Below are 24,816 nucleotides of genomic sequence, written 5' to 3' on the forward strand. Positions count from 1 at the left end.
CGGCCATCACTTTCAGGCCGTTGACCTTGGCCTTGGCGACGATGGCCGGGCCCAGGGACACGTCCGGTGGGCAGATCACAAAACCCTTGGCGCCGTTGGCGGCCAGGCTGTCGATGGCCGAGAGGGTCTTCTCGCCATCGGGCACGGCGATCTTGATCACCGTGAAGCCATGCTCCTTGCCGGCTTTTTCGGCAAAGGCCCATTCAGTCTGGAACCACGGCTCTTCGGCCTGCTTGACCAGAAAGCCGATCTTCACTTCTTCAGCCGAAACAAAGCCGCTGAACACCATCGCCAGCGCCACAGCGCCAAGAGTCTTCTTGAACATGAACCACCTCTTTTTTGTTATTGAAAAACGATTCAGTCGTGGTACATCACCGAACGCCCGCCATCGATCATCAGGCAAGTGGCGTTGATAAAGGGGGCCTCGTCGGTCGCCAGAAACAGCGCGGTCATCGCCACCTCAACGGGTTGGCCGATGCGCTTGGGCGGGTGCAGGTCAAACGCGCGCTGACGTTCGGCGTGGGGGTCGGGGAACCCGTTCCAATAGTCGACGTTCAGCTGGGTTTCGATATAGCCCGGGGCGATAGCGTTTACGCGGATGCCCTTGGGCGCGTATTCGATGCCCAGGGCGCGAGTGAGGCCGAGCAGGCCATGCTTGGCGACGGGATAAGGAAAACAGCCGGGGATGATGTGGCTGGAATGGGTGGAGGCAATATTGATGATGTTGCCGATGCCCTGCGCGATCATATGCGGCAGCACCGCACGGCAACCGTACCAGGCACCATCGAGGTCGATGGCGAAACAGCGGCGCCAATCCTCGTCGGTCATTTCCAGCGGGTCGCGAAACACATTGACCCCGGCGCAATTGACCAGCACGTCCACACGCCCGAAGCGCTCGATGGCAAGGTCGACCAGCGCCTGCCATTGCGCCCTGGAGGTGATATCTACGGGCTGTGCGTCAATCTGGGCGCCGCGTTCGCGCCAATGGGCGGCGATCTTTTCGATTTTCTCGCCCTGGATGTCCGCAATCACCAACCGCGCCTGCTGGGCCTGGAAGCACGCCACTATTGCCTCGCCAATGCCTTGCGCAGCGCCGGTGATGATCACCACCTTGTTCTTCAACCGTTCGCCGTAAGTAGGCTCGGGCACGGCAGGTAGGGACAACGGTTGTGCCTGCATCGCTTCACCTGTTTTATTTTTGGTAGTGAGTGCTGATGCAGGCGACTATAAACCCAGACCTTGAAATATCTCAATATATAAATTTACATCCCACATTGTGAGAGAGAGCATAAAAAAACCGGCCATTGATGGCCGGTTTCGGCTGTTGGTCAGCCTTGGGCAAAATCCCTCAGTGCATCGCCTTCCATGCGATAGCGCACCCATTCTTCCTGAGGCTGCGCGCCGATGGATTTGTAGAAAGCAATCGCCGGTTCATTCCAGTCCAGCACGCTCCACTCGAAACGCCCGCAGCCGTTATCGCAGGCGATCTTCGCCAAGTGGCGCAACAGCTTCTTACCCGCCCCGCCGCCGCGTTGCTCCGGGTTGATATACAAGTCTTCCAGGTACAGGCAGTTGCTGCCCAGCCAGGTGGAGTAGCTGAAAAAGAACACGGCAAAACCAATCGGCAAACCGTCGCGCAGGCAGATAAGGCCGTGGGCGGTAGCGCCCTCGCTGAACAGGCTGCGTTCGATATCCACCACGCTGGCGATCACTTCGTGCCGGGCTTTCTCATATTCGGCAAGCTCGGTGATGAAACTCAGGATCTGCGCAGCATCGCTGGGTACGGCGGGGCGAATCTCGATGGTCATGGGCGCGCCTTGGGCAATTTCAAAGCCCACATACTAAGGCGGTTTGATGACCGATTGCAGCGCATTTCCCGCAACCGGCACACAAAAACTTACAGCTAGCGAAGTACCGTTCGTCGCCCTCAAGGCACGAACAGCCAAGGGTGGCTGACCAATAAAGGGTAAGGACATTAATCATATGGAGACACCCTCATGAAAAATTCCAAATTTGCTGCCCTCGCCCTCACCGGCCTGCTGTCCGCTGCGTCCCTGAGCGCCTTTGCCGCAACTTCGTCGACCGGCCCCACCGACCCAACGCCCGATGCAACGACTGAATCGCAGAAATCCATGGGCACTGGCCTGGATACCAACGGCGGCGCGATCATCGACAACACCAACGGTGCAGACCCTCGCACCCAAGGCCATGATACCCAGCGCCAGGCCCCGGCTGCCGTCGGCAACGGCAAAATGGGCCCATCGGTCAATGAGCCGAAGATCAATAAAGGCGACGACTCGAACCTGCCGGGCGCACCGAAACAACCTGCGCCTTGATGTATCCCTGGCAAGACGGACACCCGATCATTTCCCAGTGAAGAGGTACACATGAACGTCGATAGAAACCTTGAAAAAGAAGTCCTCACCCGCCTGTTGCACGCTCACCCCCAGGGTTTGGGCAAGGAGGTACTGGACAACTACCGCGGTGAGAAAGAAGTCGCCAGTGTCTTGGCGTTTCTGCAAGACCGCGGGTTGATCAAGGATGGGCATGTGACCACCGACGACGCCGGTGAATATTCGTTGAACCTGCCGATCAAGCTCACCGCTTCGGGTGTGGATGAGGCCCGCAAGCTCGACGGTGCGAGCCCTCAGTAATCCATTTTCTGGTCTGGCCCCGTGACGGGGGCCAGAAGGAGTTTTAGCGATGCCTCGTGGAAGCAAAGCCAAATACACCGCCGAACAGAAACGCAAGGCCGCTCATATCGAAGACAGTTACGAGCACAAGGGATTATCCAGGGAAGAAGCTGAAGCCCGGGCCTGGGCCACCGTCAACAAGCAGTCCGGCGGCGGTGAAAAGGCCGGCGGATCGGGCCAGCGCAAAGCGCCGGCGAAGAAGTCTCAGGACCGCCAGGATTCGGCCAAGCGCGCGGCAGCCAGCCGTGAGGGGCACCCGCGCAGCAGTGGGGCTTCGTTAGGTACGCAAACCAAGGAGGGCCTGATGAAGGAGGCGCGAGCCAAGAACATTCCGGGCCGCTCGACCATGCGTAAACATGAATTGATCCTGGCGTTGAAAAAAGCAGGCTAAACATAGATTCAAAATGTGGGAGGGGGCTTGCCCCCGATTGCAGTGGGTCAGCTATAGATGAACTGGCTAATACACCGCTATCGGGAGCAAGCCCCCTCCCACATTTTGACGTGTGTTTATTCCCTGAGTAGTGCATCGACCTCGGCAGTGGCAGGTGATGTGGCCGGCCCCCAACGCGTCACCGCCAACGCCGCCGCAGCATTCGCTCGACGCGCCGCCTCGACAGGTTTCAAGCCCTGCGCCAAGCCGGCAATAAACACCCCTGCGTGCGCATCCCCCGCACCGTTGCTGTCGACCGCTTGCACCTTGAAACCGAGTACATGTTCAATTTCAGCCGTGCGCCCTACCCAGCAACCATTGGGCCCATCACGTACCACCAACAACGTGTGTGCAGGCAGATGTCGACTCAACTCAGGCAACGCGGCGGCAAGTTCGAGGGCACCGGTAAACGCCAGAGCTTCCGGGCCATTGCTGGTCCAGATATCGATACGTGGCAACAACGCACGCATCAAAGCCGAATCCGGCGCCTTGACCAGCGGTCCGGGATCAAACACCACCACGGTCTCTCGCGGCAGCGCCAACAGCCAGTCGATCAGCGCCTGCGCCTTACCGTCGAGGAGCAGGCTGTAGCCACTGACGTACACGTAGTCATCGGCGAGCGGAACGATCCTGGCCAAATCCTCGGCACTCAATTCACCCTCGGCGCCGATATGGGAAATAAACGTACGCTCCGTGGTGGCCTCGGTCAGGGACACACACAAACCGGTGTCTTTCTCGCTGCTCGCCGCCAACGCCATATCAATCTTTTCAGCCTGCATCGCGGCGCGGGCCAAGTCGCCGAACCGGCCATTGCCGTGGCGCCCCAGGTAAACCACCGACATACCATTGCGCCGCGCGGCCGCCATGACGTTGAAGCCACCGCCTGCTTCAAAACTGGCAGATTGGGCCAGCACGTCACCACCGGTGGCCGGCAGCGTGTCGAGGGCCATGACCAAGTCGACAATGACCTGGCCGGTATGCAGCAATCTAGGCATGGGTGCTCTCTATCAAAGCCGGACGACGATCAGCCGCGCCGCCCAGTACCGCATAAAGGCCGCCAGCCACCAGGAAGGTGACGATCCAGCCCAGGCCGTTGTGGCCCAACCAGGAGTCGGACAGCGGCCCTGCGAACCAGATATTTTGCGCGGTGGTGCCGATGGTGGTGAAGCTGAACCCCAGCACGATGGCCACGGCCCAGGCGCCGAAGGCCCGCCACTCCACGCCGCCGCGATACCAGTAAGCGCTGCTCGGGCTGACGTCCAGCAGGTCCTTGGGGCTGTAGTAATGCCGGTGGATCAAGTCGACCACGAAGATCCCGACCCACGCCGTAATCGGCACCGCCAGCAGCGAAATGAAGGTGATGAACGGGCCATAGAAGCTGTCGGCAATCAGCATGAAATAGATGGAGCCGGCAAAGATCGCCACGATATCGACAATCACCGCGTGCACGCGCTTGACCTTCAAACCCAGGGTCAACGTCGTCAGACCGGCCGAATACACCGACAGGTTGTTCGACAGCAACAGCCCGCCGAACGCGGTGATCAGGTAAGGCACCGCCATCCAGGTCGGCAGCATGTCGCGGATTGCGATGATCGGATCGGTGGCCGACGCCAGGTCGTTGTTACCCACCGACAGCAGGCCGCCCAGGGTAATCAGCAACACCAGCGGGATACCCGCGCCAAAAGCGGCGCTGGCCACCAGGCGTACAGCCTTGACGCTGCGGTGCTGGTAGCGCGACATATCGGCACCAGCGTTGGCCCAACCAATGCCGGTGCCGGCGGCCATGGTGCCGACGCCGATGATCATCGCGCTTAACGGCGCAGGGGTGGCATTGAACACCGCGCTCCAGTCGATGGTGGCGCACAGAAAGCCGCCCACCAGGATATTCAAACCGCCAAATACATAAGTGGCCCACTTCTGGATCACCAGCAATGTGGCGTGGCCGAGGCCGGACACGGCCAGGGTCAGCAGCACAAAGATAGCAATGAAGATCAACGTGAGCACGGGGGCGCTTTTCGCCTCTACCGCCGAACCGAACAGGATCGAACACAACGACAGCAACACAAAGGCGGCAGTGGTGGTGTTGACGGTTTCCCAACCCAGGCGCGACATCAGCGAGACCACTGTCGGGCCGATATTGCCGCGTACGCCAAAGATAGCGCGGGATAACGTCAGGCTGGGCGCGCGCCCACGGCGGCCAGCGATGGAGATGATGCCTACTACCGCAAAGGAGCCAGCCGCGCCAAGGATTGCGACGATAATCGCCTGCCAGATGGCCAAGCCCCGGAACGCGACCAACGTCGCGCCGAGCGGCAAGCCGAGGATGCTGATATTGGCGGCAAACCATACCCAGAACAGTTGCAGCGGATGGCCATTGCACTCGCCTTCCGGGACCGGCTCGATGCCGCGTGTTTCCAACTGGCCGGCGCTTTGGCCGCTAGAGGTACTGCTCATGAAAGGGTGCTCCTGGTGCCTGTATTGTTGTGGTTGTGGCAGCGAGTCGAATCTTTATCCAGTCTTCCTGACTCAACGCTTTTTAATGTGGGAGCTGGCTTGCCTGCGATTGGGGCGTGTCAACCAGCCCAGCAGCCACTGGAAAACCGCTGTCGCAGGCAAGCCAGCTCCCACATTTAGTTCCGTGTTTATCGCAAGGCCAATAACGCTTGGACCAGCGGCTGCAAGTCCAGGCCATTGACCTGCTTGACCTGCTCGATCAGCGCCTCTGGCCAGCACTGCATTCCCAGGCATGCGCCGAGCATGGCCCCCAGGATCGCGGCGATCGTGTCGGTGTCGCCCCCCAGGCTGGCGGCCAGGCACAGCGCTTCGAAGGCATTCATATCACCGGACGCGACTTGCTGTGCCAGGGCGAACGACACCACCACCGACTCCTGCGAGGCAACAGACGTCCCGATCAATTCGTAGAGCAAATCGGCAAACAGGGCCTTGTCGTCACTGCCGACGCTCAGGGTGCGGGCCCAACTGATGCGGGTGGCAATGCGCCCACCGGCCACCCAGTGCCCATGGCTTTCAGCCTGCTGGGCGACCTGCGTGCCGATGTTCAAGGCTTCGCCCAGGTCCACGCCATTAATACCGGCAGAGACCACCGCCGCCACAGCCGCGGCGCTGGAGATACCCAGGCTGGTGTTATGGGTGACCTGGCAAGCCTGGATCACCGCCTGGATAAACGGCGCCGTCTCACTGACATCGGCGGCGATACCCACCGGCGTGATGCGCATGGCCGCGCCATTGGTGGTGCCGTAGCGTCCAGACTCTTGCGGCGTATGGCCGACAAGGATCATATCGATCGCCCGCTTGGTCGAAGGTCCGAGCAAGTCCTGAGAACCCTTGGCACGCATTCCCGCTTCCCAGTCGATCAGGCGCTGGGCAAGCACGGCAGGTTCGATATGACCTTGGCCTTGCACCAGCAGCTGCGCGACCAGGATGGCCTGCTCGGTGTCATCGGTAATGGAACCGGCGGGCATGTTCGGTGCGATGGGCTGGTCGGCGTCGGCGTCTTCCAGAGCGGTGATGGCTCCGAAGCGCGCTTTGACCTGCTCGCGGCTCAACGATTGTGTGGGCATACCCAGGGCATCGCCCAGGGCCAGGCCGTAGAAGGCACCGAGTGCGCGTTCTTCCCGGGTCATTTGGCAGCTCCAAATTGCAGATGCAGACGAAAGTGCAACGGGTCGAGCAAGCTTTCGACATGCTCCATGAAGCGCTCGCGACGGTCGTAGGTGGTGCGCGAAGCTTTGAGAAATACGGTGCCGGTAGCGCGCCCGAGCAATTGAGCATCTTCATCGCTCAGGGGTTCGGCACCGATCCACTGGTCACCTTCGGCCCCCACGTAACCGTAGGCCGCCAGGGTAATGGTCAGGGAATCGTCGATCAGGCCAATGCGGGGCAGGCTTTCCAGGCCGCCCACCGCCGGCATCAACGAGCGTTCCAGGGACACCGCAGTCCCATCGGACGTACTCCGGCGGCGGTCCAGGGCAATAAATTGCTCGGTGCCAAAACGGCTGAACAGGTCCGGGCGCGTCACGGCTTCGAAACGCAATACGTCGGTGTTCACTTGGGCGCCCGTGTCGGCCAGGGCCTGAGCCCAACCGCTGCGTTGGTCGAGGACCATGCCATCAAAGGTGACGATGGAGCCAACCCCACTCTGGGTGGCGATGTAGTTGCGACGCTTGAGCTCGGCCAGCGCTTCGCGCAGCGTGCCACGGCTGACCGCGAACTCCTCGGCCAATTGATGCTCACCCGGCAACAGCAAACCGTCGGCCATGACCCCACCCTCGATACGGCGGATGAGCTCGTCGACGACGCGTTTTTTCTTATCAAATCGAACATGTCTAATCATGTACAAATTGATAACCGAAAGCGGCCGTTTACGGCAAGGAAATTATTTCAGGGTGAAGGTAAAATCAGCCTCAGGGTTCCAGGCCGATGGGAAAAAATTCCCCGCCGCTCCAGACGCCAAGCCAGTTTTGACCGTTGATCGGACGCGTCACCGCCAGTTCCACCAATTGGTAGAACACGTTGCGATGCACAAGGGCTTCAAGGTTGGTGCGAACTCGCACATAGGGTGCAGGTTCCTGGGTGACCGGGTCGATCACCACCCGCAACGGATGTTCAAGGCCGGCCTCGATCTGCTCGTCGACATGGGTGGTAAAGCGCAAGATCTGGCTTTCGCCCTGCCCCTGCACATCCAGGGTTATCGCCACAAATGGCACATCGTCGACCTTGATGCCGACTTTTTCTACCGGAGTCACCAGGAAATAATCATCGCCGTCGCGGCGCAGGATATTTGAAAACAGTTTGACCATCGGCTTTCGCCCGATGGGCGTGCCCTGGTAAAACCAGGTGCCGTCGCGAGCAATGCGCATATCGATGTCGCCGCAAAAATCCGGGTTCCACAGATGCACCGGTGCCGGCCCCTTGCCCTTTGGCAGTTGGGCCAATAGGTCATTGGCCTTGGCGGAATCGGTCATGGGGGCTCTCCTCGGGTCTACTGATTGCTCATGCCCAGCAAGCCTCGGGCGTATTGCGCCAGGGGGCGGGCAATCAGATCTTGTGGCGATGTGTCGTGGAACGTCAGTAAACCGCCACGACTGCGAATACGTGCAGTATCAATCAAATACTGGGTGCTGGTCTCGATCAACATGACCTGGATGACACCGCTGTCCAGTCCCAGGCGGTCCAGGGCTTGCTGATCGGTCCACTCATCGGCGTTGCCGATACGGTCATCGGCTGCCGCAAAGCGGCAATACAGCAAGTAGTGAGCACCCGCCTCGCGGGCTTCAGCCATGGCCTGCTCAAGACCTTCGGGTTGACGGGCACGCCGGACCATGGGGAAATATTCGACAAAACCGTTGAACGCTTCCTCGGCGACTACGTTAGGTCGCGGGTACGCGCTGCCCGGCGGCACGAAGGCGCCCTGGGCAATAAACACAAAGGAATCGGGCTGTATGCGCACCGAGGCCGTACGCCGGGTATCGCTATGGTCGAGCAGCCCGGCATCGCTCATCTGATAGCGAGTGCCTTCGGCCATATCGCTGACGGTCATGCAACCACTCAGGGCCAACCCCGCCAACAGTAAAACCAGACTACGCATCCTAATCCTCCAGAAGCCGGTGACGGAAAACCGGCGAATGGGCGTGAGATGCAGGTTCTGCGCCAGCTTGAGGGGCAACGTACAGCGAATGTAGGACCCGGAAGATCTACATTAGCCGCCGATGATCTTCATGATTGTCGCACCGCCCGAAAACGCCACTTCCTGCTTGTCGCCCAGTGCTTTCATCAACAAGCCCTGCAAGGCCGGCAAGGCCTGGTGACGCGGTTGATCGAGCAAGTCACCGACGTAGTGGCGATTGCTCGAAGACAAGCAGCCATGCAGCCAGCCCGTGGACGACAGCCGCAGGCGCGAGCAGGTACGGCAGAACGGTACGCTTTCATTGGCGATCACGCCAAAGAAGCCCTTGCCCGGAACTTCGTAGCGTACGGCGGTAGCGTCGACGGGTGCGTTGGCTTGCAGGTATTCGTGGCGCTCACCGATCAGGCTGAGCAATTGCTGCAAGCTGACAAATTGCTGGAGGAATGCGTTGGAGTCTTTCGCCAAGTGCCCCATGCGCATCAATTCGATAAAGCGCAGCTCGTAGCCACGCTCCAGGCAGTAATCGAGCAGAGGCATCACCTGATCCAGGTTCTGGCCACGCAATGGCACCATATTGACCTTGATCTTGATGCCGGCCGCGCTGGCCTGGTCCATGCCATCGAGCACGGTGGCCAGGTCGCCGCCACGGGCGATACTGCGAAAGGCATCGGCATCCAGGGTGTCGAGGGAAACGTTGATGCGCCGAATGCCGGCAGCCACCAGCAACGGCAGTTTGCGCGCCAGCAGTTGGCCATTGGTGGTCAGGCTGATGTCGCTCAGGCCCATCTGCCCTACCGCCCCCATGAAGGCTTCCAACTTGGGGCTGACCAACGGCTCACCGCCGGTAATGCGCAAGCGCTCGATACCCGCCGCTTCAATCAGGTAAGCCACGCCTCGGGCCATGGCTTCGGCCGACAGTTCATCCTGGGCAGCCACCAGCCGCTTGCCGTCAGGCACGCAATAGGTACACGCATAATTGCAGGCTGAAGTCAGGCTGATCCGCAAATTGCGAAAACGCCTGCCTTGACGATCAACGATCATGGATCACTCCGGCAGAGGATAATTCGGGCGCGCTAAAAGCTGACTCATAACTCAGCTTTTAGCAAGGTCCTTGCCTGAGTATATTCCTGGGTTACTGCGCCTGGCAGTAAATCATTGCGCCATCACTGTGGCGAATGACTTACGTGGCAGGGGTGTCGCCGCTCTTCTCGGCGCCCGGCAGTTCAGGGCTGTGCTTGCGCTTGTTGCCCATGCGCACGCCGATGTCCATCAGGAACTGGAAGAAACCTTCCTGGTCCTCCAGCACATTGCTCCAGAACGGCGAGTGATACAGCGCGACGGCACCATGCACCAGGGCCCAGGCGGCGCAGTAGTGGAAATACGGCGGCACGTCTTCCAGCTTGCCTTCACTGATACGCCCCTTGATCAGCAGGGTCAGGCGTTCGAAGTTCGAGGCGCGGATCTTGTGCAGCTCCTCGACCATTTCCGGCACCTGGTGCCCCTTGACCACCTTCTCTTCCAGGCGGTCGAACAGGCGGTAGCGTTGCGGGTCACGCATCCGGAACTCAAAGTAAGCGCGGGACAGGGCTTCCTTGTCCTTGTCGACATCGGCCGAGTGCAGCAGCTCGTTCAAGTCGCGCTCGTAGTCGAGCATCAGGCGCAAGTAGATCTCGGCCTTGGACTTGAAGTGTTTGTAGATGGTGCCTTTGCCGATACCCACGGCATCCGCAATCATCTCTACCGTGACGCTGTCTTCGCCCTGTTCGAGGAATAACTTGAGTGCGGTGTCGAGAATTTCCTGCTCACGGCGGCGAAACTCACGGACCTTACGGGGTTCTTTGTGCATGAGGAAGAAGTCTGCAAAGGTCGGAATAGGGAGGGTTGCGCAGGGCCACGGATACGTGGCGATACGATTTACCCGATGCGAGGGATTATCCCGACTGAACGGTCGTTGGGCAATGTCTATGTGAACCCGCGACGCACTTAACTTTCAATACGCCAACGTTTTTATCCATATCAGTCAGAAATAGACGCATCACTGCGAGCTGCCCACCTGCACAATGAGAACTCAAGCAAAGCGGGCGTATTCCAAATCTGTTTAAAAAACGATCAGATCTGGCTGGACTGAATCGGATACTGATCAATACTTCAACTGTCGGCGCGACATCTCCCCCAAGTGAAGCGTCGACCTGGGTACCGACGGACTGCGTGCCCTTGTTTACTCCTAATGGTCTTAGCCCGGATTCACCCCCCAGAACCCGGGTTTTTTTTGCCTGCCATTCAGCCGTGCTATCCGCCTACATGGGCCAACGGAAACAGGCGCTTGAAGTTTTCGGTGGTCTGCTCGGCGAAGCGTTCGTAAGACTCGCCGCGCAGCATCGCCAGGTAATCGGCCACGTCACGCACATATTCGGGCAGGTTTGGCTTGCCGCGATGGGGGATGGGCGCCAGGTACGGCGAGTCGGTCTCCACCAGCAGGCGGTCGGCTGGCACTTGGCGGGCCACGTCGCGCAGCGCGTCGGCGTTGCGAAAGGTGACGATCCCCGACAGGGAAATATAGAAGCCCAGGTCCAGGGCAGCCTTGGCCATGTCCCAGTCCTCGGTAAAACAATGCAACACACCGGCCTGCGGCAGCGCGGCTTCGCGCAGCAAGCTCAAGGTATCGGCGCGAGCTCCCCGGGTGTGGATGATCACCGGCTTGCCGGTCTGCCGGGCGGCTTGCAGATGCAGACGGAACGACGCCTGCTGCAACTCGGCGGCTTCAGGTTCGTAGTGGTAGTCCAGGCCGGTTTCGCCGATGGCCACCACCCGTGGATGGTTGAGTTCGCCCAATAGCCAGTCCAGAGCCGGGGCTTCGCCGGGCTTGAGGTCCAGCGGGTGGATGCCCACCGAGCAATCCACATCGGCGTAGCGATCAGCCAGGGCTTTGACATCGGCGGCGTTTTCAGCGCTGACACCGATGCACAGGAAGTGCCCTACCCCACGCTGACGAGCAGCTTCAAGGGCGGCGTCGAGGGAACCGCCGTGCTGGGCAAGGTCGAGACGATCAAGGTGGCAATGGGAATCTACGAGCATAGGAAGTCAGGGCTTAAGTCACGAAAAGGGTTTGGCCAACCATACACGTGTCGGCCCCGAAAATTAACGGCGCCCGAGCAGGCCAACCCACTGCACCAGCAGCGCCTCAAGCAGCAGCACGCGGTTGAGGTTGGCCTTGCCGAGCACCTTCTGGCGCTGCGCGAGGATCCAGTCCTGAATGTTCAGCACTTTGTCCTGAGCACTTTTCTGCGCCAGGTATTGCACAACCTTACGCATATCCGCCAAGCCCAGGCCGTCTTCATCCTGGGTCAGCTGGTAGCGCAGGATCAGGCTGGACCAATCGCAGAACCAGTCGAACAACAGCAGCAGGGGAATATCCTTCCAGGCGCTTTCGGCCAATTGCGTGGCGGACAGCTCCTGTTTGAGCAGCTTCTTCACGCCATCCACCACCAATGCCCGCTGCTCGCGCACACCCTGGGCTTGCAGCTTTACTGCCGCCAGGGGCGAACCGGCTGCCAGGGTCAGCAACTCGACCCGTTGTTGCTCGGTGCACTCCGGCAACGCGTGCGCCAGCCATTGCAGGCTCATGGCCTCACTCGGCAACGGGCACGCCTGCTGCACGCAACGGCTGCGAATCGTCGGCAACAAGCGGCTGGACTGATGACTGACTAGCAACAGCACGGTATCACCGGACGGTTCTTCAAGGCTTTTGAGCAAGGCGTTGGCGGCGTTGATGTTCATCGCCTCGACTGGCTCGATCAACACCACTTTACGCCCGCCCATCTGCGCGGTCTGCACTACGAAGCTGACAAGGTCGCGTACCTGATCGACCTTGATCGCCTTGTCTGCTTCCTCAGGCTCCAGCACATAGTTGTCCGGGTGACTGCCGGCCTTGAGCAGCAGGCAGGATTTGCACTCACCACACGCCTCCAGATTGACCGGGCGCTGGCACAACAGGCTGGCCATCAAGCGCTCGGCGAGGTGACGTTTACCGATACCCACTGGCCCATGCAGCAAATAGGCATGGGCGTGTTGAGCACGGCCGGCCAGTTGCTGCCACAGACCGTCCTGCCACGGGTAGGACTCAGCCACGGGTGCGCTCCAACAGAGTCGGCAACAGCGCATCAATTGCCTGTTGCACCTGGCTCAACGGTTGCGCCGCATCGAGCAGGTAATAGCGCGCCGGCTCAGCCTTGGCTCGTTGCAGAAAAGCGCTGCGCACAGCGTCAAAAAATACCGAGCCTTCCAGTTCGAAACGATCCAGGCGACCACGAGCGCTGGCGCGGGCCATGCCCACGTCTACCGGCAGATCGAACAGCAGGGTCAGATCGGGACGCACATCGCCCTGTACAAAGGTTTCCAAGGTGGCGATACGCTCCACTGACAAACCTCGCCCCCCACCCTGATAGGCGTAGGTGGAATCCGTGAAGCGATCACAAATCACCACAGCGCCACGTGCCAGCGCGGGGCGAATCACTTCGCCAAGGTGTTGAGCGCGGGCAGCAAATACCAGCAGCAGCTCGGTGTCCGGGTTCATCGGCTCGTCACCCGGGGCCAACAGCACTTCGCGTATACGCTCGGCCAGCGGCGTACCGCCCGGCTCGCGGGTCAGCACCACTTCGATGCCCTGCTCACGCAGGCGCTCGGCCAGGTAGTCGCGGTTCGTGCTTTTACCGGCACCTTCCGGGCCTTCCAGGGTAATAAACAAGCCAGTCACAGGCAGTCCTTAGTCAGAGTCATTGCGGGCTTTGCGGCGCGGAGGTGTCCGGCGCGGGCTCAATCGGTGCCTCGGCGGGTGCAGTTGCATCTTCCTGCGGTTTGACCACCGGTGCCGGGCTGGAGCGGTAATCGCCACGCCGCTTGAGCTGGAACTCACGCACGGCGGCATTATGGGCATCCAGGTTATCCGAGAAAATATGGCTGCCATCGCCACGGGCGACAAAATACAGGCTGCTGCCCGGCACCGGGTTCAGCGCCGCATGGATCGCCTCACGACCGACCATCGCAATAGGCGTGGGCGGCAGGCCGGCGATCATGTAGGTGTTGTAGGGGTTGGCTTCCTTGAGGTGGGCGCGAGTCAACTTGCCGTTGTAGCGCTCACCCAGGCCGTAGATCACCGTGGGATCAGTCTGCAGCATCATGCCGATCTTCAGGCGACGCACGAACACACCGGCAATCTGCCCACGCTCTTGCGGCACGCCGGTTTCCTTTTCCACCAGAGACGCCATGATCAGTGCCTGATAAGGGTCGCTGTACGGCGCATCGTCGGCACGCTTGCTCCACTCCTGGGCGAGCACATCGTCCAGGCGGTTGTAGGCTTTTTTGAGGAATTCGACGTCAGTCATGCCGCGTACAAAACGATAGGTGTCAGGGAAGAAACGCCCTTCGGGAAACTCCCCCGAATGGCCAAGCTTGTCCATCACTTCGCTGTCAGTCAGGCCAGGAAGGGTCTGCACGATCTTTTCATGCTTGGCCAGGGCGGTACGCACCTGGCGAAAATTCCAGCCCTCCACCAGGGTCAGGCTGTACTGCACCACTTCCCCACGTTGCCACAGGCCGATCAAGCCTTCGGCAGTGAGGCCGGGTGTCATGCGGTACTCGCCGCTGTGCAGTGGCTGGCCTTCCAGGTTGAAGCGCCAGTACAGACGCAACCAGAATGCATCGTCGAGCACGCCGTCGGCTTCCAGACGATTGAATGTCCCCGTCGGCGTAGCGCCAGCCGGTACGTCGAGCAATTGCTCCTGGGGCAGCTTCAGAGGCTGCTTGAGGGCAGAGTCGAGTTTCCAGGCAGAAAAGCCCACAAGCAACGCTGCCGAGACCAGGCTGATCTGCAGCAGTAACATTAATTTTCGTATCAACTCAAATATCCAATAGCGCGCGAACAATGCCCTGCAGTTTACGGGTGAGCGGCCCAACCGGCCAGCTCATCGCAGCACACCCACGCACCGGCCAAATGCCATATACGCTGTTGCAGACGAAGACTTCATCGGCTTGCTGCAACTGCTCAATATTGATGTCGGCCACGGCCACCGGGACGCCCAGCGCTTGCGCCTGAGCCAGCACCTCGGCGCGCATCACCCCGGCCACGCCGCAACGGCTCAGATCAGCGGTTAGTAACAAGCCGTTGCGCACCAGGAACAGGTTGCTGAACACGCCTTCGATGACCCGCCCGGACATATCCAGCATCAAGCCTTCGGCATGGTCGGTGTCTTGCCACTCGGCACGGGCAATCACTTGCTCCAGACGGTTGAGGTGTTTGAGACCGGCCAGCAGCGGCTGCTCAGCCAAACGCGTGGTACAGGGGAACAGACGGATGCCTTCGCTGGCATGAGCGGGCGGGTAAACCGTGGGCGCACTGCCCTGCAAGATACGACGCACCGGAGCGCCAGGGTTGATGCCATAACCGCGCAGGCTATCGCCACGGGTGAGGATCAGCTTGAGGACACCGTCACCCAGGGCGGCGGCAAAATCGAGCACTTCGTTGCGAATCAACCCGTGATCCGCCACCAGTGCCAAGCGCCTGCAACCCTCTTGCAGGCGTTGCAGGTGACGGTCGAGCAGCAACGGCTGCCCGGCCTTGACGGCAATGGTCTCGAACACCCCATCGCCATACGCCAGGCCACGATCTTTCAGGGGCACGCTGTCCGCTGGCTGACCGTCGACCCAGCTGTGCATCACTCGGCGAACCGGCGGAACACCAGGGAGCCGTTGGTGCCACCAAACCCGAACGAGTTGGAGATCGCCACGTCGATCGGCATCGGTTGCGCTTCGTGCGGCACGAAGTTCAGGTCGCAGCCTTCGTCCGGCTCATCAAGGTTGATGGTTGGCGGAGCGACCTGATCCTTGATCGCCATCACACTGAAGATCGCCTCGACCGCGCCCGCCGCACCCAACAGGTGGCCGGTCATGGACTTGGTGGAACTGACCGCCAGCTTGTAGGCATGTTCACCGAACACCGACTTGATGGCTTCGGCTTCCGCCAGGTCACCGGTCGGCGTCGAAGTACCATGAGCATTGATGTACTGCACCTGGTCGGGATTGACCTTCGCATCACGCAGCGCATTGGTGATGCAGCGCGCAGCACCGGCACCGTCGGACGGTGGCGACGTCATGTGATAGGCATCACCGCTCATGCCAAAGCCGATCAACTCGGCGTAGATGGTGGCGCCACGCGCCTTGGCGTGCTCCAACTCTTCCAGCACCAGGGCACCGGCACCGTCAGACAGCACGAAGCCATCACGGCCCTTGTCCCACGGACGGCTGGCCCGGGTCGGCTCGTCATTGCGGGTCGACAGCGCACGGGAAGCACCAAAGCCACCCATGCCCAAGCCGCAGGCGGCCATTTCAGCGCCACCGGCAATCATCACATCGGCTTCGTCATAGGCGATGTTGCGCGCCGCCATGCCGATGCAGTGGGTGCCGGTGGTGCACGCCGTTGCGATGGCGTAGTTAGGCCCTTGTGCACCCAGATGGATAGACAGGAAGCCGGAAATCATATTGATGATCGAGCCCGGTACGAAGAATGGTGAAATTCGACGGGGGCCGGAATCGTGCAGCGTGCGGCTGGTTTCTTCGATATTGGTCAAACCGCCAATACCCGAACCCATGGCCACGCCGATGCGGTCACGGTTGGCGTCGGTAACTTCCAGGCCGGCGTTGCGCACTGCCTGAAAACCGGCTGCCAGGCCGTATTGAATGAACAGGTCGAGCTTGCGGGACTCTTTGATCGAGAGATATTCCTCGACATTGAAACCCTTTACCGAGCCGCCAAAACGGGTGGAATAGGCAGAAAGGTCCGTGTGTTCGATCAGACCAATACCACTGCGGCCAGCCAGAATGCCCTGCCAACTGCTCGGCACATCCGTACCCAGTGGCGACAACATACCCATACCGGTGACTACGACGCGTCTACGCGACACAGCACTCTCCTTTTTCTAATGACGACACTTCGATTCGCAGCTTACTTTTCATCAGTGCTTAAAGAAAAAACCGCACGCCGTTACAGCAGTGCGGTTTTTCCCTGACAGCAAGCGACGACTACAAACTATTACGCCTGGTGGGCAGTAACGTAGTCGATGGCAGCTTGAACAGTAGTGATTTTTTCAGCTTCTTCGTCCGGGATTTCGGTCTCGAATTCCTCTTCCAGAGCCATCACCAGCTCAACGGTGTCAAGGGAATCGGCACCCAAGTCTTCTACGAAGGAAGCAGTGTTGACCACTTCTTCTTCCTTAACGCCCAGTTGCTCGGCAACGATTTTCTTGACGCGCTCTTCGATGGTGCTCATACCTTGTTTAACTCCTAATGGACAAATTCAGGCAGCTGGCCAGTGGGTAAGTGTATAGAAAGCCATTTCAGCTTTTCAACTGAAAGCTTCACCCTGTACCCGGTCGGCCACCTGCCTATAAATTAAGTTGCAGCTTTATAACGGATTTTAGACAGCTCGTATGACATTTTTTTGAAGCGATCCGTCACAATTTAACTCATGTACATCCCGCCGTTCACCGGGATTGTAGCCCCAGTCACGTATGCCGCACCGTCGGATGCCAGGAAAGTGACCACATTCGCGATCTCTTGAGCCTGGCCCAGACGGCCCAGCGGAATCTGCGTCAGCAACGCTTCACGCTGTGCTTCCGGCAGTTCACGGGTCATATCGGTGTCGATGAACCCTGGGGCCACCGAGTTGACCGTAATCGACCGCGAACCGACTTCACGTGCCAGTGCTCGGCTGAAACCTTCCAGACCGGCCTTGGCGGAAGCGTAGTTTACTTGGCCTGCGTTGCCCATGGCACCCACTACGGAGCCAATATTGATAATTCGGCCCCAACGCGCCTTGGTCATGCCGCGCAAAACACCCTTGGACAGGCGGAACAGACTGTTCAGGTTGGTATCGACCACGTCGTACCACTCGTCGTCTTTCATGCGCATCATCAGGTTGTCACGGGTGATACCGGCGTTGTTCACCAGAATTGCCGGTGCACCGAACTGTGCAGTGATCTCGGCCAGTACGCCAGCCACGGACTCATCGCTGGTCACATTCAGCTCAAGGCCGGTGCCCTGCACGCCGTTTTCCTTCAGGGTCGCGGCGATACGCTCGGCGCCCGAGGCGGAAGTGGCGGTGCCGATCACAACGGCGCCCTGACGCCCCAACTCCAAAGCGATGGCCTGACCAATGCCACGGCTAGCGCCGGTAACCAGTGCAACTTTACCTTGCAGACTCATGCAGGCTTCTCCTAAGTACGGGATTCAGGCCAGTGCCGCACGAGCGGCAGCGAAGGCTTCAGGGGTATTGAGGTTGGCGGTGGACACACCGTCGGCGCAGCGCTTGTTCAAGCCTGCCAGGACTTTGCCCGGGCCGCACTCGACCAGTTCAGTGGCACCATTGGCGGCCAGGGTCTGGACCGATTCAACCCAGCGTACCGGCTTGTACAGTTGCTCCAGCAGGTCGCGCTTGAGGGTGTCGAGGTCGGCGGCCACGGCCGCGCTGACGTTCTGCACCAGCGGGATCTGCGGCGCCTGCCAGTTGATGGCGGCGATGGACTCGGCAAAACGCTCGGCAGCCGGGCGCATCAGCTCGCAGTGGGACGGCACGCTCACCGGCAACGGTAACGCACGCTTGGCACCACGGGCCTTGCAGCCTTCGATGGCACGCTCTACCGCGGCCTTGGCGCCGGCGATCACTACCTGGCCCGGGGAGTTGAAGTTTACCGCGCTGACCACTTCGCCTTGCGCCGCTTCGGCGCAGGCCTCGATGACCACCGCGTCGTCCAGGCCCAGGATCGCGGCCATGCCGCCCTGCCCTGCCGGAACGGCTTCTTGCATCAGCTGACCACGACGCTCGACCAGCTTGACCGCTTCACCCAGGGTCAGGCTGCCCGCCGCTACCAGGGCGCTGTATTCGCCCAGGCTGTGCCCGGCGACAAAAGCTGGACGCGCCCCGCCTTCTGCCAACCACAAACGCCACAGGGCGATCGAAGCAGTCAGGATGGCCGGCTGGGTTTTATCGGTTTGATTGAGTTGCTCTTCCGGCCCTTGCTGGGTCAGCGCCCACAGGTCGTAACCCAGGGCCTCGGAAGCTTCCTTGAAAGTGTCCAGAATCAGCGGGTATTGCGCGCCCAGCTCGGCCAACATGCCGAGGGACTGCGAACCCTGCCCTGGAAAGACGAATGCGAGGGATGTAGACATGTAACAAGCCCCTAATGATCTGGTCGTCAAAAATGCGCACTCCAATGGCGGGAGCGCACGAAACTGACAGATTGGATGGTCAATTGAACTGGCCGGTCACATTTAAGCACTCCCGGGCCAATTCGCCTAAGGCAACAGATCCTCAAGACGGCCGTGCAAGCGTTGCGGCAGGTTTTCCTGAATCTCGATTAACGCCCGCGCAATCGCACTTTGAAACCCCTGTACACCGGCCGAGCCGTGGCTTTTAACCACAATGCCCTGCAAGCCAAGAAAGCTTGCCCCGTTGTGCCGTGCCGGTGCCAGGTCGGCCTGCAAGCGGCGCATCAATGGCAGCGCCAGGGCACCGACCATGCGCGATACCAGGTTGCGCTTGAACAACGCCTCGATACGCGCGGCAATCATGGTTGCCAAGCCTTCGCTGGACTTGAGCAGGATGTTGCCGACAAACCCGTCACACACCACCACGTCGGCTTCGCCACGGTACAAGCCGTCACCTTCGACAAAACCGATGTAGTTCAAGCCTGGCGCGCCTTGCAACAAGCTGGCGGCCAGCTTGACCTGCTGGTTGCCCTTGATCTCCTCGGTGCCGATATTCAGCAGGGCCACCCTGGGCCGGGCAACGCCCAGCGCTTCGGCGGCCACCGAGCCCATCACGGCAAACTGCAACAGGTGCTCGGCACTGCAATCGACATTGGCGCCCAGGTCCAGCAACTGGCAATAGCCCTTCTGCGTCGGAATTGCCGCCACCATCGCCGGCCGGTCAATACCCGGCAAGGTCTTGAGCACATGCCGCGACAAGGCCATCAACGCCCCCGTATTGCCGGCACTGACACAGGCTTGCACCTTGCCATCACGCAACAGCTCAAGGGCCACTCGCATTGAAGAGTCGGGCTTGCCACGCAAGGCTGCGGCCGGCTTTTCGTCCATGCTGATGGTTTCGCTGGCTGGCGTAATGGTCAGGCGCGCGCGATCCACCGCCGGATGGCTGGCAATCAGTTCTTCAAGAAGGGTAGGTTGACCGACGAGGGTCAGGTGCAGCGAGGGCGTAGCAGACAGGCTGGCAATGCAAGCCTGAACAATGCTGCGGGGACCGAAGTCCCCGCCCATTGCGTCAATCGCGATGACTTGGGCAGACAAGTGATTACTCGTCAGCGCCCTTGTCGATCACTTTACGGCCACGGTATACGCCTTCTGGCGATACGTGGTGACGCAGGTGAACTTCACCAGTGGTCTTTTCCACGGACAGGGTGCTAGCCTCGAGAGCGTCGTGCGAACGGCGCATGTCACGGGCGGAGCGGGATTTTTTGTTCTGCTGAACAGCCATAATTGATTAACTCCTAAACGTTTGGGTCACGCTTTAACTGCGCCAATACACTGAACGGGTTGGACCGCGTTACCTCGTCCTCGCTCGGCTCGGCCTCGTCATCGAGACCCTCCGGCTGCTGGCATTCTTCCGGATGATGAGCAGGCACAATGGGCAAGGCGAGCAAAAGCTCCTCCTCGATCAGTGCATGCAGATCCAATGGATCTTCGCCCAGTTCCAGCACGTCATAACCTTTCGGCAACGACTGGGTATTCGCACCCTCTTTCACCACAGCATAACTGCATTCGCTGTGGATCGGCAGGGTGACCAGCTCAAGACAACGCTGGCAAACCATTTTGACTTCGGTGTCGATAAAACTGTGGATTACCACAGACTTACGTTCATCTCGTTCAAAAACGAATTTAGCCTGCACCGTACCGACAGTGTCGGAAAGCGGGTCGCAGAGTCTCTCCAAATCGGCCAGCAGCACTTCACCTTGAAGGGTGGTGCCACGATCAGCCAATTTGCGCGGGTCAACGTGAGGTGGAATCGGGTCATTCAACATAGGCGCAGCATTATAGGGATGCACCCGGCCATGTCAAAGGAAATTCAGCCCTGTGCGTCAGCCGGTCACGTCGCTAGAATCGGCGACTGCCTTGAGGAGACGTATATGCTGCCTTTATTACTCGCGTCCAGCTCGGTTTATCGCCGGGAATTACTGAGCCGCCTGCACCTGCCGTTCATCTGCAGTTCGCCGGACATCGACGAAAGCCACCGCCCGGACGAGTCAGCCATTGAACTGGTCAAGCGCCTGGCAGAACAGAAGGCCCGCGCCCTTGCCGCCAGCCATCCTGGTCATTTGATTATTGGTTCCGATCAGGTCGCTGCGCTGGAAGGCCGGATCATCGGCAAGCCTCACACCTTCGAAAATGCCCGCGAGCAATTACTGGCTGCCAGCGGCAAGCGCGTGAGCTTCCTCACTGGCCTGGCACTGTTCAACAGCGAGACGGGGCGCTGCCAGGTGGACTGCGTGCCGTTTACCGTGCATATGCGCCAGCTGGATGCAGAACGCATCGAGCGCTACCTGCGGATCGAAGAGCCTTACGATTGCGCGGGCAGCTTCAAGGCCGAGGGACTGGGCGTCAGCCTGTTCCAGAGCACAGAAGGGCCGGATGCCACAAGCCTGGTAGGACTGCCACTCATCAGGCTGGTGGATATGCTACTGAATGAAGACGTGCACGTTCCCTAGAAACACCACAACCCAAATGTGGAGGGGGCTTGCCCCCGATATAAGTGTACCAGCCACAAATAAGGTGACTGATGCACTGCTATCGGGGGCAAGCCCCCTCCCACATTTTGATCACACCTGACTTGAGATCAGCGCAGGGTCGGGCCCTGGAAGCCCATGTAAAGCGCAAGCTTCTCAGCGACGCTGGCACCAAGCTTCTTGGAGAAGCGATCGAACGGCGATTCTTCAACCGTAAAATCCACCAACTCCTTCTCGCCAATCACATCCCGCGCCACCGAACTGGCGCTGCCCAGGCCGTCAATCAAGCCCAGCGGCAATGCTTGCTCGCCCGACCACACCAACCCGGAGAACAGCTCCGGATGGTCCTTATCCTTCAACCGTTCACCACGACCCTGCTTGACGCTGGCGATGAACTGGCGATGGGTTGTATCGAGCACGCCCTGCCAGAACGCGGTTTCATCCGCCTTCTGCGGCTGGAAAGGATCAAGGAACGACTTATGCTCACCCGAGGTGTAGGTGCGACGCTCGACCCCGAGCTTCTCCATGGCGCCGACAAAACCGTACCCGGCCGCCGTCACACCAATGGAACCCACCAGGCTGGCCTTGTCCGCGTAAATCTGGTCGGCGGCACTGGCGATGTAATAGGCGCCCGAAGCCCCCAGGTCGGAGATCACCGCATAAAGCTTGGTATCCGGATGCAGCCCGCGCAGGCGACGAATCTCGTCATATACATAACCCGACTGCACAGGGCTGCCGCCCGGGCTGTTGATACGCAGGATCACGCCCTTGACCTTGGGGTCTTCGAATGCAGCGCGCAGGCTGCTGACGATATTGTCGGCGCTCGCGGGCTCCTTGTCGGCAATCACGCCGCGCACCTCGATCAGGGCGGTGTAGTGGGTACCACGGGCGGCGCTTTTTTCCATGTCCATCAACGGACTGAACAGCGCCAGCATCCCAAGCAGGTAAACAAAGGTCAGCAGCTTGAAAAAAATCCCCCAGCGCCGCGAACGACGCTGCTCCTGGACGCTGGCCAGGAGGGTCTTCTCCAACAGCTTCCAGCTTTTACCATCACTGCTCTCGGCCTTTTCGGGCGCTTTCCACTCGTCACTCATGCCATCAACCCCAGCAAAGACTTATTGGGCCCGGCTGAGCCAGGCCTGCAGTTCAGAAAAACGATCAATCGTCAGCCTCGGCTCGTATTGCTGCAACGCCTCGGCGGCCTGGGCACCGTAGCTGACCGCCACGCTGTCCATGCCCGCATTGCGCGCCATCATCAAGTCGAAAGACGCGTCACCCACCATCAATGCCTGGCGCGGCGACACGTCGCAATGCGCCAGGATCTGCTCCAGCATCAGAGGGTGGGGTTTGCTGGCGGTTTCATCGGCTGCACGGGTGATATCGAAATAGTCCTGCCAGCCATGCGCCTTGAGCACCCGATCCAGCCCGCGACGGGCCTTGCCGGTGGCGACCGCCAACTGATAACCCTCGGCACGCAAAGCCGCCAGCGACTGCACCACACCGTCGAACAATGGCGAGGGCTCGGCCTCCAGCGCGATGTAGTGATCGGCATAGTGCTCGCGGAACGCTATAAGTTCATCGTCGGCGATTTGCGGGTAAAGCGTGCGGATCGCTTCAGGCAAGCCCAGGCCGATAATGCCCTTGACCGCCAGGTCGCTGCACAACTCAAACCCTGAGCGAGTCGAGGCCATATGCATCGACTCGACAATCCGACCAATGGAATCGCACAGCGTCCCATCCCAATCGAAGATCAGCAATTTGTAGTCAAGGTGCGACACTCAAGCGCTCCACGGTCTTGGCCCACATCTCATCGACCGGCGCCTGCAGTTTCAATTCGCCACCATCTGGCAGTGGCACGGTGAGCATGTAGGCGTGCAGGAACAGGCGCTTGCCGCCCAAATCGCGGATCTCCTTGGAGAACCCCTCGTCGCCGTACTTGGTGTCACCGGCAATGCAGTGCCCGGCGTGCAGAGTGTGCACACGAATCTGGTGGGTACGACCGGTAACCGGCTTGGCCTCAACCAGGGTGGCGAAGTCGCCGAAGCGGCGCAGTACCTTGAACAGGGTTAGGGCTTCTTTGCCCTCCTCGTCCACTTCGACCATGCGCTCGCCGGAGCGCAGGTTGCTCTTTTGCAGCGGCGCGCGAACGCTCTTGATCGAGCTGGCCCAGTTACCACGCACCAGCGCCATGTAGCGCTTGTCCACACCGTCGCCACGCAGGGCGGTGTGCAGGTGGCGCAACATGCTGCGCTTCTTGGCGATCATTAACAGGCCGGAGGTATCACGGTCCAGGCGATGGACCAGCTCCAGTTCCTTGGCATCCGGGCGCAACTGGCGAAAGGCTTCGATTACACCGAAGTTCAGGCCACTGCCGCCGTGAACCGCAATGCCGCATGGCTTGTTGATCACGATCAGCTTGTTGTCTTCGAAGACGATCGACGCTTCCAGGCGTTGCAACAGCCCCTGGGCCAAGGGCACAGGCTCGTCACGCTCAGGCACGCGCACGGGCGGCACACGGACAATATCGCCCGCCTGCAACTTGTACTCAGGCTTGATCCGCCCCTTGTTTACGCGCACTTCGCCTTTACGCAAAATGCGGTAAATCAAGGTCTTGGGCACGCCTTTGAGCCGGGCCAGGAGAAAATTATCGATGCGTTGGCCGGCATATTCCGGCGAGACCTCAAGCAGCTGGACGCTGGGGGTCGGGGGGGTGGTAGTCGTCATGGCCGCGATGATAACAATTTTTTATGGAATTGAAGCACTTAATCATTGCTGCTATAGTCGCGAACGCCGCCAAAAGCGGCCTGGACAGAGGACATGCGGCAAATTGCCGGCCCTGACCATCGCAATTCATCAGGACGCGAGGCCGTCCTACGGGGCTTTCGCCACCTTGGAAGGCTCGGGATTGTAACAAGCGCAGGTGACATGAGGCCTGAAGCGAGTGCAAAAAGCAGAGTGAATACTCGCGTTTTGCGCCGATATTTACGGCCAGTTCACAAAGTGCAGTCAGTCTTGAGCCAGACCATGGCGAATGCTTCGGAAACAACGCCTGTTAAGAGCTGAGTGAGAGCGCAGTCGCCCACACCTAGTCTTGTTTAGCCATGAGCGTGGACTCCCCATTGGAGCCCACGGTAAATGCCAACCCGCTGCGGATTCTGCGCGCGGCAGCACCCGAATTATCAGGGATACGTGTAGGGTGGAGATGCACAACCGTCGGACTGTGTAGCACTAGGCTTGTTTCAGACGCTTCATCTCGTC

Annotated in this window: 30 protein-coding genes; 4 read left to right on the plus strand and 26 right to left on the minus strand. The window is 59.9% G+C overall.

Annotated elements, in window-relative coordinates; all coding sequences use genetic code 11:
• From TX23_RS25945 to TX23_RS25955, 3 genes are all read right to left on the minus strand, one after another.
• Positions 1-325 (minus strand): substrate-binding domain-containing protein (locus tag TX23_RS25945; protein WP_157243956.1); only part of this gene is annotated, 325 nt, incomplete at its 3' end.
• A 32-nt stretch (positions 326-357) separates the two neighbouring features.
• Positions 358-1,179 (minus strand): SDR family oxidoreductase, encoded by an 822-nt coding sequence (locus tag TX23_RS25950; protein ID WP_057704630.1) that lies wholly within the window; start codon positions 1,177-1,179, stop codon positions 358-360.
• 149 nt (positions 1,180-1,328) lie between these two features.
• Positions 1,329-1,808, minus strand: coding sequence for a GNAT family N-acetyltransferase (locus tag TX23_RS25955; RefSeq protein WP_057704631.1), 480 nt, complete (start codon positions 1,806-1,808; stop codon positions 1,329-1,331).
• 189 nt (positions 1,809-1,997) lie between these two features.
• Between TX23_RS25955 and TX23_RS25960 the strand changes: the two genes are divergently transcribed.
• Genes TX23_RS25960 through TX23_RS25970 form a run of 3 tightly spaced genes read left to right on the plus strand, consistent with a single transcriptional unit; the run spans position 1,998 to position 3,084 of the window.
• Positions 1,998-2,336, plus strand: a complete 339-nt coding sequence (locus TX23_RS25960; protein ID WP_057704632.1) for a hypothetical protein — start codon at positions 1,998-2,000, stop codon at positions 2,334-2,336.
• 51 nt (positions 2,337-2,387) lie between these two features.
• Positions 2,388-2,654 (plus strand): hypothetical protein, encoded by a 267-nt coding sequence (locus TX23_RS25965; protein WP_057704633.1) that lies wholly within the window; start codon positions 2,388-2,390, stop codon positions 2,652-2,654.
• A 49-nt stretch (positions 2,655-2,703) separates the two neighbouring features.
• Positions 2,704-3,084: a termination factor Rho gene (locus TX23_RS25970; protein ID WP_057704634.1), complete on the plus strand. Its 381-nt coding sequence runs from the start codon at positions 2,704-2,706 to the stop codon at positions 3,082-3,084.
• Between the two features lie 116 nt (positions 3,085-3,200).
• On the opposite strand, the gene TX23_RS25975 is transcribed toward TX23_RS25970, so the two are convergent.
• The 20 genes from TX23_RS25975 to TX23_RS26070 form a co-directional block, all read right to left on the minus strand.
• Positions 3,201-4,118 (minus strand): PfkB family carbohydrate kinase, encoded by a 918-nt coding sequence (locus tag TX23_RS25975; protein WP_057704635.1) that lies wholly within the window; start codon positions 4,116-4,118, stop codon positions 3,201-3,203.
• Positions 4,111-5,577, minus strand: coding sequence for a purine-cytosine permease family protein (locus TX23_RS25980; RefSeq protein WP_057704636.1), 1,467 nt, complete (start codon positions 5,575-5,577; stop codon positions 4,111-4,113). Before TX23_RS25980 ends, TX23_RS25975 begins: the two co-directional genes overlap by 8 nt.
• A gap of 188 nt (positions 5,578-5,765) precedes the next feature.
• On the minus strand, positions 5,766-6,767 hold the full coding sequence (locus TX23_RS25985) for an ADP-ribosylglycohydrolase family protein (protein WP_057704637.1): 1,002 nt from the start codon (positions 6,765-6,767) through the stop codon (positions 5,766-5,768).
• Positions 6,764-7,477 carry a GntR family transcriptional regulator gene (locus tag TX23_RS25990; protein WP_057704638.1) on the minus strand — a complete coding sequence of 238 codons (714 nt, stop codon included), beginning with the start codon at positions 7,475-7,477 and terminating at the stop codon, positions 6,764-6,766. Before TX23_RS25990 ends, TX23_RS25985 begins: the two co-directional genes overlap by 4 nt.
• A 70-nt stretch (positions 7,478-7,547) precedes the next feature.
• Positions 7,548-8,108: a DUF1285 domain-containing protein gene (locus TX23_RS25995; protein WP_057704639.1), complete on the minus strand. Its 561-nt coding sequence runs from the start codon at positions 8,106-8,108 to the stop codon at positions 7,548-7,550.
• A 17-nt stretch (positions 8,109-8,125) separates the two neighbouring features.
• Positions 8,126-8,731, minus strand: a complete 606-nt coding sequence (locus TX23_RS26000; protein WP_057704640.1) for a DUF4823 domain-containing protein — start codon at positions 8,729-8,731, stop codon at positions 8,126-8,128.
• Between the two features lie 111 nt (positions 8,732-8,842).
• Positions 8,843-9,811, minus strand: a complete 969-nt coding sequence (locus TX23_RS26005) for a GTP 3',8-cyclase MoaA (protein ID WP_057704641.1) — start codon at positions 9,809-9,811, stop codon at positions 8,843-8,845.
• A 139-nt stretch (positions 9,812-9,950) separates the two neighbouring features.
• Positions 9,951-10,616, minus strand: a complete 666-nt coding sequence (locus tag TX23_RS26010; protein ID WP_034128432.1) for a TetR/AcrR family transcriptional regulator — start codon at positions 10,614-10,616, stop codon at positions 9,951-9,953.
• A gap of 443 nt (positions 10,617-11,059) precedes the next feature.
• On the minus strand, positions 11,060-11,845 hold the full coding sequence (locus TX23_RS26015; protein WP_057704642.1) for a TatD family hydrolase: 786 nt from the start codon (positions 11,843-11,845) through the stop codon (positions 11,060-11,062).
• Positions 11,846-11,908: 63 nt separating this feature from the next.
• Positions 11,909-12,898, minus strand: coding sequence for a DNA polymerase III subunit delta' (locus tag TX23_RS26020; protein ID WP_057704643.1), 990 nt, complete (start codon positions 12,896-12,898; stop codon positions 11,909-11,911).
• The gene (gene tmk, locus TX23_RS26025; protein ID WP_057704644.1) at positions 12,891-13,523 is read right to left on the minus strand and encodes a dTMP kinase; all 633 of its coding nucleotides are present in this window, start codon (positions 13,521-13,523) and stop codon (positions 12,891-12,893) included. The genes TX23_RS26020 and tmk overlap by 8 nt, the downstream gene beginning before the upstream one ends.
• Positions 13,524-13,542: 19 nt before the next feature.
• The gene (gene mltG, locus TX23_RS26030; protein WP_057704645.1) at positions 13,543-14,664 is read right to left on the minus strand and encodes an endolytic transglycosylase MltG; all 1,122 of its coding nucleotides are present in this window, start codon (positions 14,662-14,664) and stop codon (positions 13,543-13,545) included.
• Between the two features lies 1 nt (position 14,665).
• Positions 14,666-15,481, minus strand: coding sequence for an aminodeoxychorismate lyase (pabC, locus tag TX23_RS26035; RefSeq protein WP_057704646.1), 816 nt, complete (start codon positions 15,479-15,481; stop codon positions 14,666-14,668).
• Positions 15,481-16,725, minus strand: a complete 1,245-nt coding sequence (gene fabF, locus TX23_RS26040; RefSeq protein ID WP_057704647.1) for a beta-ketoacyl-ACP synthase II — start codon at positions 16,723-16,725, stop codon at positions 15,481-15,483. The genes pabC and fabF overlap by 1 nt, the downstream gene beginning before the upstream one ends.
• Before the next feature lie 128 nt (positions 16,726-16,853).
• Entirely contained in the window at positions 16,854-17,090 is a 237-nt protein-coding gene (acpP, locus tag TX23_RS26045) for an acyl carrier protein (protein WP_007987170.1), read from the minus strand.
• A gap of 191 nt (positions 17,091-17,281) precedes the next feature.
• Entirely contained in the window at positions 17,282-18,025 is a 744-nt protein-coding gene (gene fabG, locus TX23_RS26050) for a 3-oxoacyl-ACP reductase FabG (protein WP_057704648.1), read from the minus strand.
• 24 nt (positions 18,026-18,049) lie between these two features.
• The gene (gene fabD / locus TX23_RS26055) at positions 18,050-18,988 is read right to left on the minus strand and encodes an ACP S-malonyltransferase (protein WP_057704649.1); all 939 of its coding nucleotides are present in this window, start codon (positions 18,986-18,988) and stop codon (positions 18,050-18,052) included.
• Between the two features lie 126 nt (positions 18,989-19,114).
• On the minus strand, positions 19,115-20,125 hold the full coding sequence (plsX, locus tag TX23_RS26060; protein WP_082629720.1) for a phosphate acyltransferase PlsX: 1,011 nt from the start codon (positions 20,123-20,125) through the stop codon (positions 19,115-19,117).
• A gap of 4 nt (positions 20,126-20,129) precedes the next feature.
• Positions 20,130-20,312 carry a 50S ribosomal protein L32 gene (gene rpmF, locus TX23_RS26065; RefSeq protein WP_003179396.1) on the minus strand — a complete coding sequence of 61 codons (183 nt, stop codon included), beginning with the start codon at positions 20,310-20,312 and terminating at the stop codon, positions 20,130-20,132.
• Positions 20,313-20,325: 13 nt separating this feature from the next.
• A complete protein-coding gene (locus tag TX23_RS26070) occupies positions 20,326-20,856 on the minus strand; it encodes a YceD family protein (RefSeq protein WP_005790551.1) in 531 nt (176 codons plus the stop codon).
• A gap of 105 nt (positions 20,857-20,961) precedes the next feature.
• Here TX23_RS26070 and TX23_RS26075 point away from each other — a divergent pair, with 105 nt between their 5' ends.
• A complete protein-coding gene (locus TX23_RS26075) occupies positions 20,962-21,540 on the plus strand; it encodes a Maf family protein (RefSeq protein ID WP_057704650.1) in 579 nt (192 codons plus the stop codon).
• Positions 21,541-21,668: 128 nt separating this feature from the next.
• On the opposite strand, the gene TX23_RS26080 is transcribed toward TX23_RS26075, so the two are convergent.
• Genes TX23_RS26080 through rluC form a run of 3 tightly spaced genes read right to left on the minus strand, consistent with a single transcriptional unit; the run spans position 21,669 to position 24,282 of the window.
• Positions 21,669-22,652 carry a S49 family peptidase gene (locus TX23_RS26080; RefSeq protein ID WP_057704651.1) on the minus strand — a complete coding sequence of 328 codons (984 nt, stop codon included), beginning with the start codon at positions 22,650-22,652 and terminating at the stop codon, positions 21,669-21,671.
• Positions 22,653-22,673: 21 nt separating this feature from the next.
• Positions 22,674-23,336 (minus strand): HAD-IA family hydrolase, encoded by a 663-nt coding sequence (locus tag TX23_RS26085; RefSeq protein ID WP_057704652.1) that lies wholly within the window; start codon positions 23,334-23,336, stop codon positions 22,674-22,676.
• Positions 23,323-24,282, minus strand: coding sequence for a 23S rRNA pseudouridine(955/2504/2580) synthase RluC (rluC, locus tag TX23_RS26090; RefSeq protein ID WP_057704653.1), 960 nt, complete (start codon positions 24,280-24,282; stop codon positions 23,323-23,325). Before rluC ends, TX23_RS26085 begins: the two co-directional genes overlap by 14 nt.
• Positions 24,283-24,816: the final 534 nt, after the last annotated feature.

It is taken from the genome of Pseudomonas paralactis (assembly GCF_001439735.1).
Classification (GTDB): domain Bacteria; phylum Pseudomonadota; class Gammaproteobacteria; order Pseudomonadales; family Pseudomonadaceae; genus Aquipseudomonas; species Aquipseudomonas paralactis.

What these genes read in the sequence shown, in the direction of transcription:
- TX23_RS25950 (WP_057704630.1), bottom strand. Translation starts at nt 1,179, where the DNA reads ATGCAGGCACAACCGTTGTCCCTACCTGCCGTGCCCGAGCCTACTTAC.
- TX23_RS25955 (WP_057704631.1), bottom strand. Translation starts at nt 1,808, where the DNA reads ATGACCATCGAGATTCGCCCCGCCGTACCCAGCGATGCTGCGCAGATC.
- TX23_RS25960 (WP_057704632.1), top strand. Translation starts at nt 1,998, where the DNA reads ATGAAAAATTCCAAATTTGCTGCCCTCGCCCTCACCGGCCTGCTGTCC.
- TX23_RS25965 (WP_057704633.1), top strand. Translation starts at nt 2,388, where the DNA reads ATGAACGTCGATAGAAACCTTGAAAAAGAAGTCCTCACCCGCCTGTTG.
- TX23_RS25970 (WP_057704634.1), top strand. Translation starts at nt 2,704, where the DNA reads ATGCCTCGTGGAAGCAAAGCCAAATACACCGCCGAACAGAAACGCAAG.
- TX23_RS25975 (WP_057704635.1), bottom strand. Translation starts at nt 4,118, where the DNA reads ATGCCTAGATTGCTGCATACCGGCCAGGTCATTGTCGACTTGGTCATG.
- TX23_RS25980 (WP_057704636.1), bottom strand. Translation starts at nt 5,577, where the DNA reads ATGAGCAGTACCTCTAGCGGCCAAAGCGCCGGCCAGTTGGAAACACGC.
- TX23_RS25985 (WP_057704637.1), bottom strand. Translation starts at nt 6,767, where the DNA reads ATGACCCGGGAAGAACGCGCACTCGGTGCCTTCTACGGCCTGGCCCTG.
- TX23_RS25990 (WP_057704638.1), bottom strand. Translation starts at nt 7,477, where the DNA reads ATGATTAGACATGTTCGATTTGATAAGAAAAAACGCGTCGTCGACGAG.
- TX23_RS25995 (WP_057704639.1), bottom strand. Translation starts at nt 8,108, where the DNA reads ATGACCGATTCCGCCAAGGCCAATGACCTATTGGCCCAACTGCCAAAG.
- TX23_RS26000 (WP_057704640.1), bottom strand. Translation starts at nt 8,731, where the DNA reads ATGCGTAGTCTGGTTTTACTGTTGGCGGGGTTGGCCCTGAGTGGTTGC.
- TX23_RS26005 (WP_057704641.1), bottom strand. Translation starts at nt 9,811, where the DNA reads ATGATCGTTGATCGTCAAGGCAGGCGTTTTCGCAATTTGCGGATCAGC.
- TX23_RS26010 (WP_034128432.1), bottom strand. Translation starts at nt 10,616, where the DNA reads ATGCACAAAGAACCCCGTAAGGTCCGTGAGTTTCGCCGCCGTGAGCAG.
- TX23_RS26015 (WP_057704642.1), bottom strand. Translation starts at nt 11,845, where the DNA reads ATGCTCGTAGATTCCCATTGCCACCTTGATCGTCTCGACCTTGCCCAG.
- pabC (WP_057704646.1), bottom strand. Translation starts at nt 15,481, where the DNA reads ATGCACAGCTGGGTCGACGGTCAGCCAGCGGACAGCGTGCCCCTGAAA.
- acpP (WP_007987170.1), bottom strand. Translation starts at nt 17,090, where the DNA reads ATGAGCACCATCGAAGAGCGCGTCAAGAAAATCGTTGCCGAGCAACTG.
- fabG (WP_057704648.1), bottom strand. Translation starts at nt 18,025, where the DNA reads ATGAGTCTGCAAGGTAAAGTTGCACTGGTTACCGGCGCTAGCCGTGGC.
- fabD (WP_057704649.1), bottom strand. Translation starts at nt 18,988, where the DNA reads ATGTCTACATCCCTCGCATTCGTCTTTCCAGGGCAGGGTTCGCAGTCC.
- rpmF (WP_003179396.1), bottom strand. Translation starts at nt 20,312, where the DNA reads ATGGCTGTTCAGCAGAACAAAAAATCCCGCTCCGCCCGTGACATGCGC.
- TX23_RS26070 (WP_005790551.1), bottom strand. Translation starts at nt 20,856, where the DNA reads ATGTTGAATGACCCGATTCCACCTCACGTTGACCCGCGCAAATTGGCT.
- TX23_RS26075 (WP_057704650.1), top strand. Translation starts at nt 20,962, where the DNA reads ATGCTGCCTTTATTACTCGCGTCCAGCTCGGTTTATCGCCGGGAATTA.
- TX23_RS26080 (WP_057704651.1), bottom strand. Translation starts at nt 22,652, where the DNA reads ATGAGTGACGAGTGGAAAGCGCCCGAAAAGGCCGAGAGCAGTGATGGT.
- rluC (WP_057704653.1), bottom strand. Translation starts at nt 24,282, where the DNA reads ATGACGACTACCACCCCCCCGACCCCCAGCGTCCAGCTGCTTGAGGTC.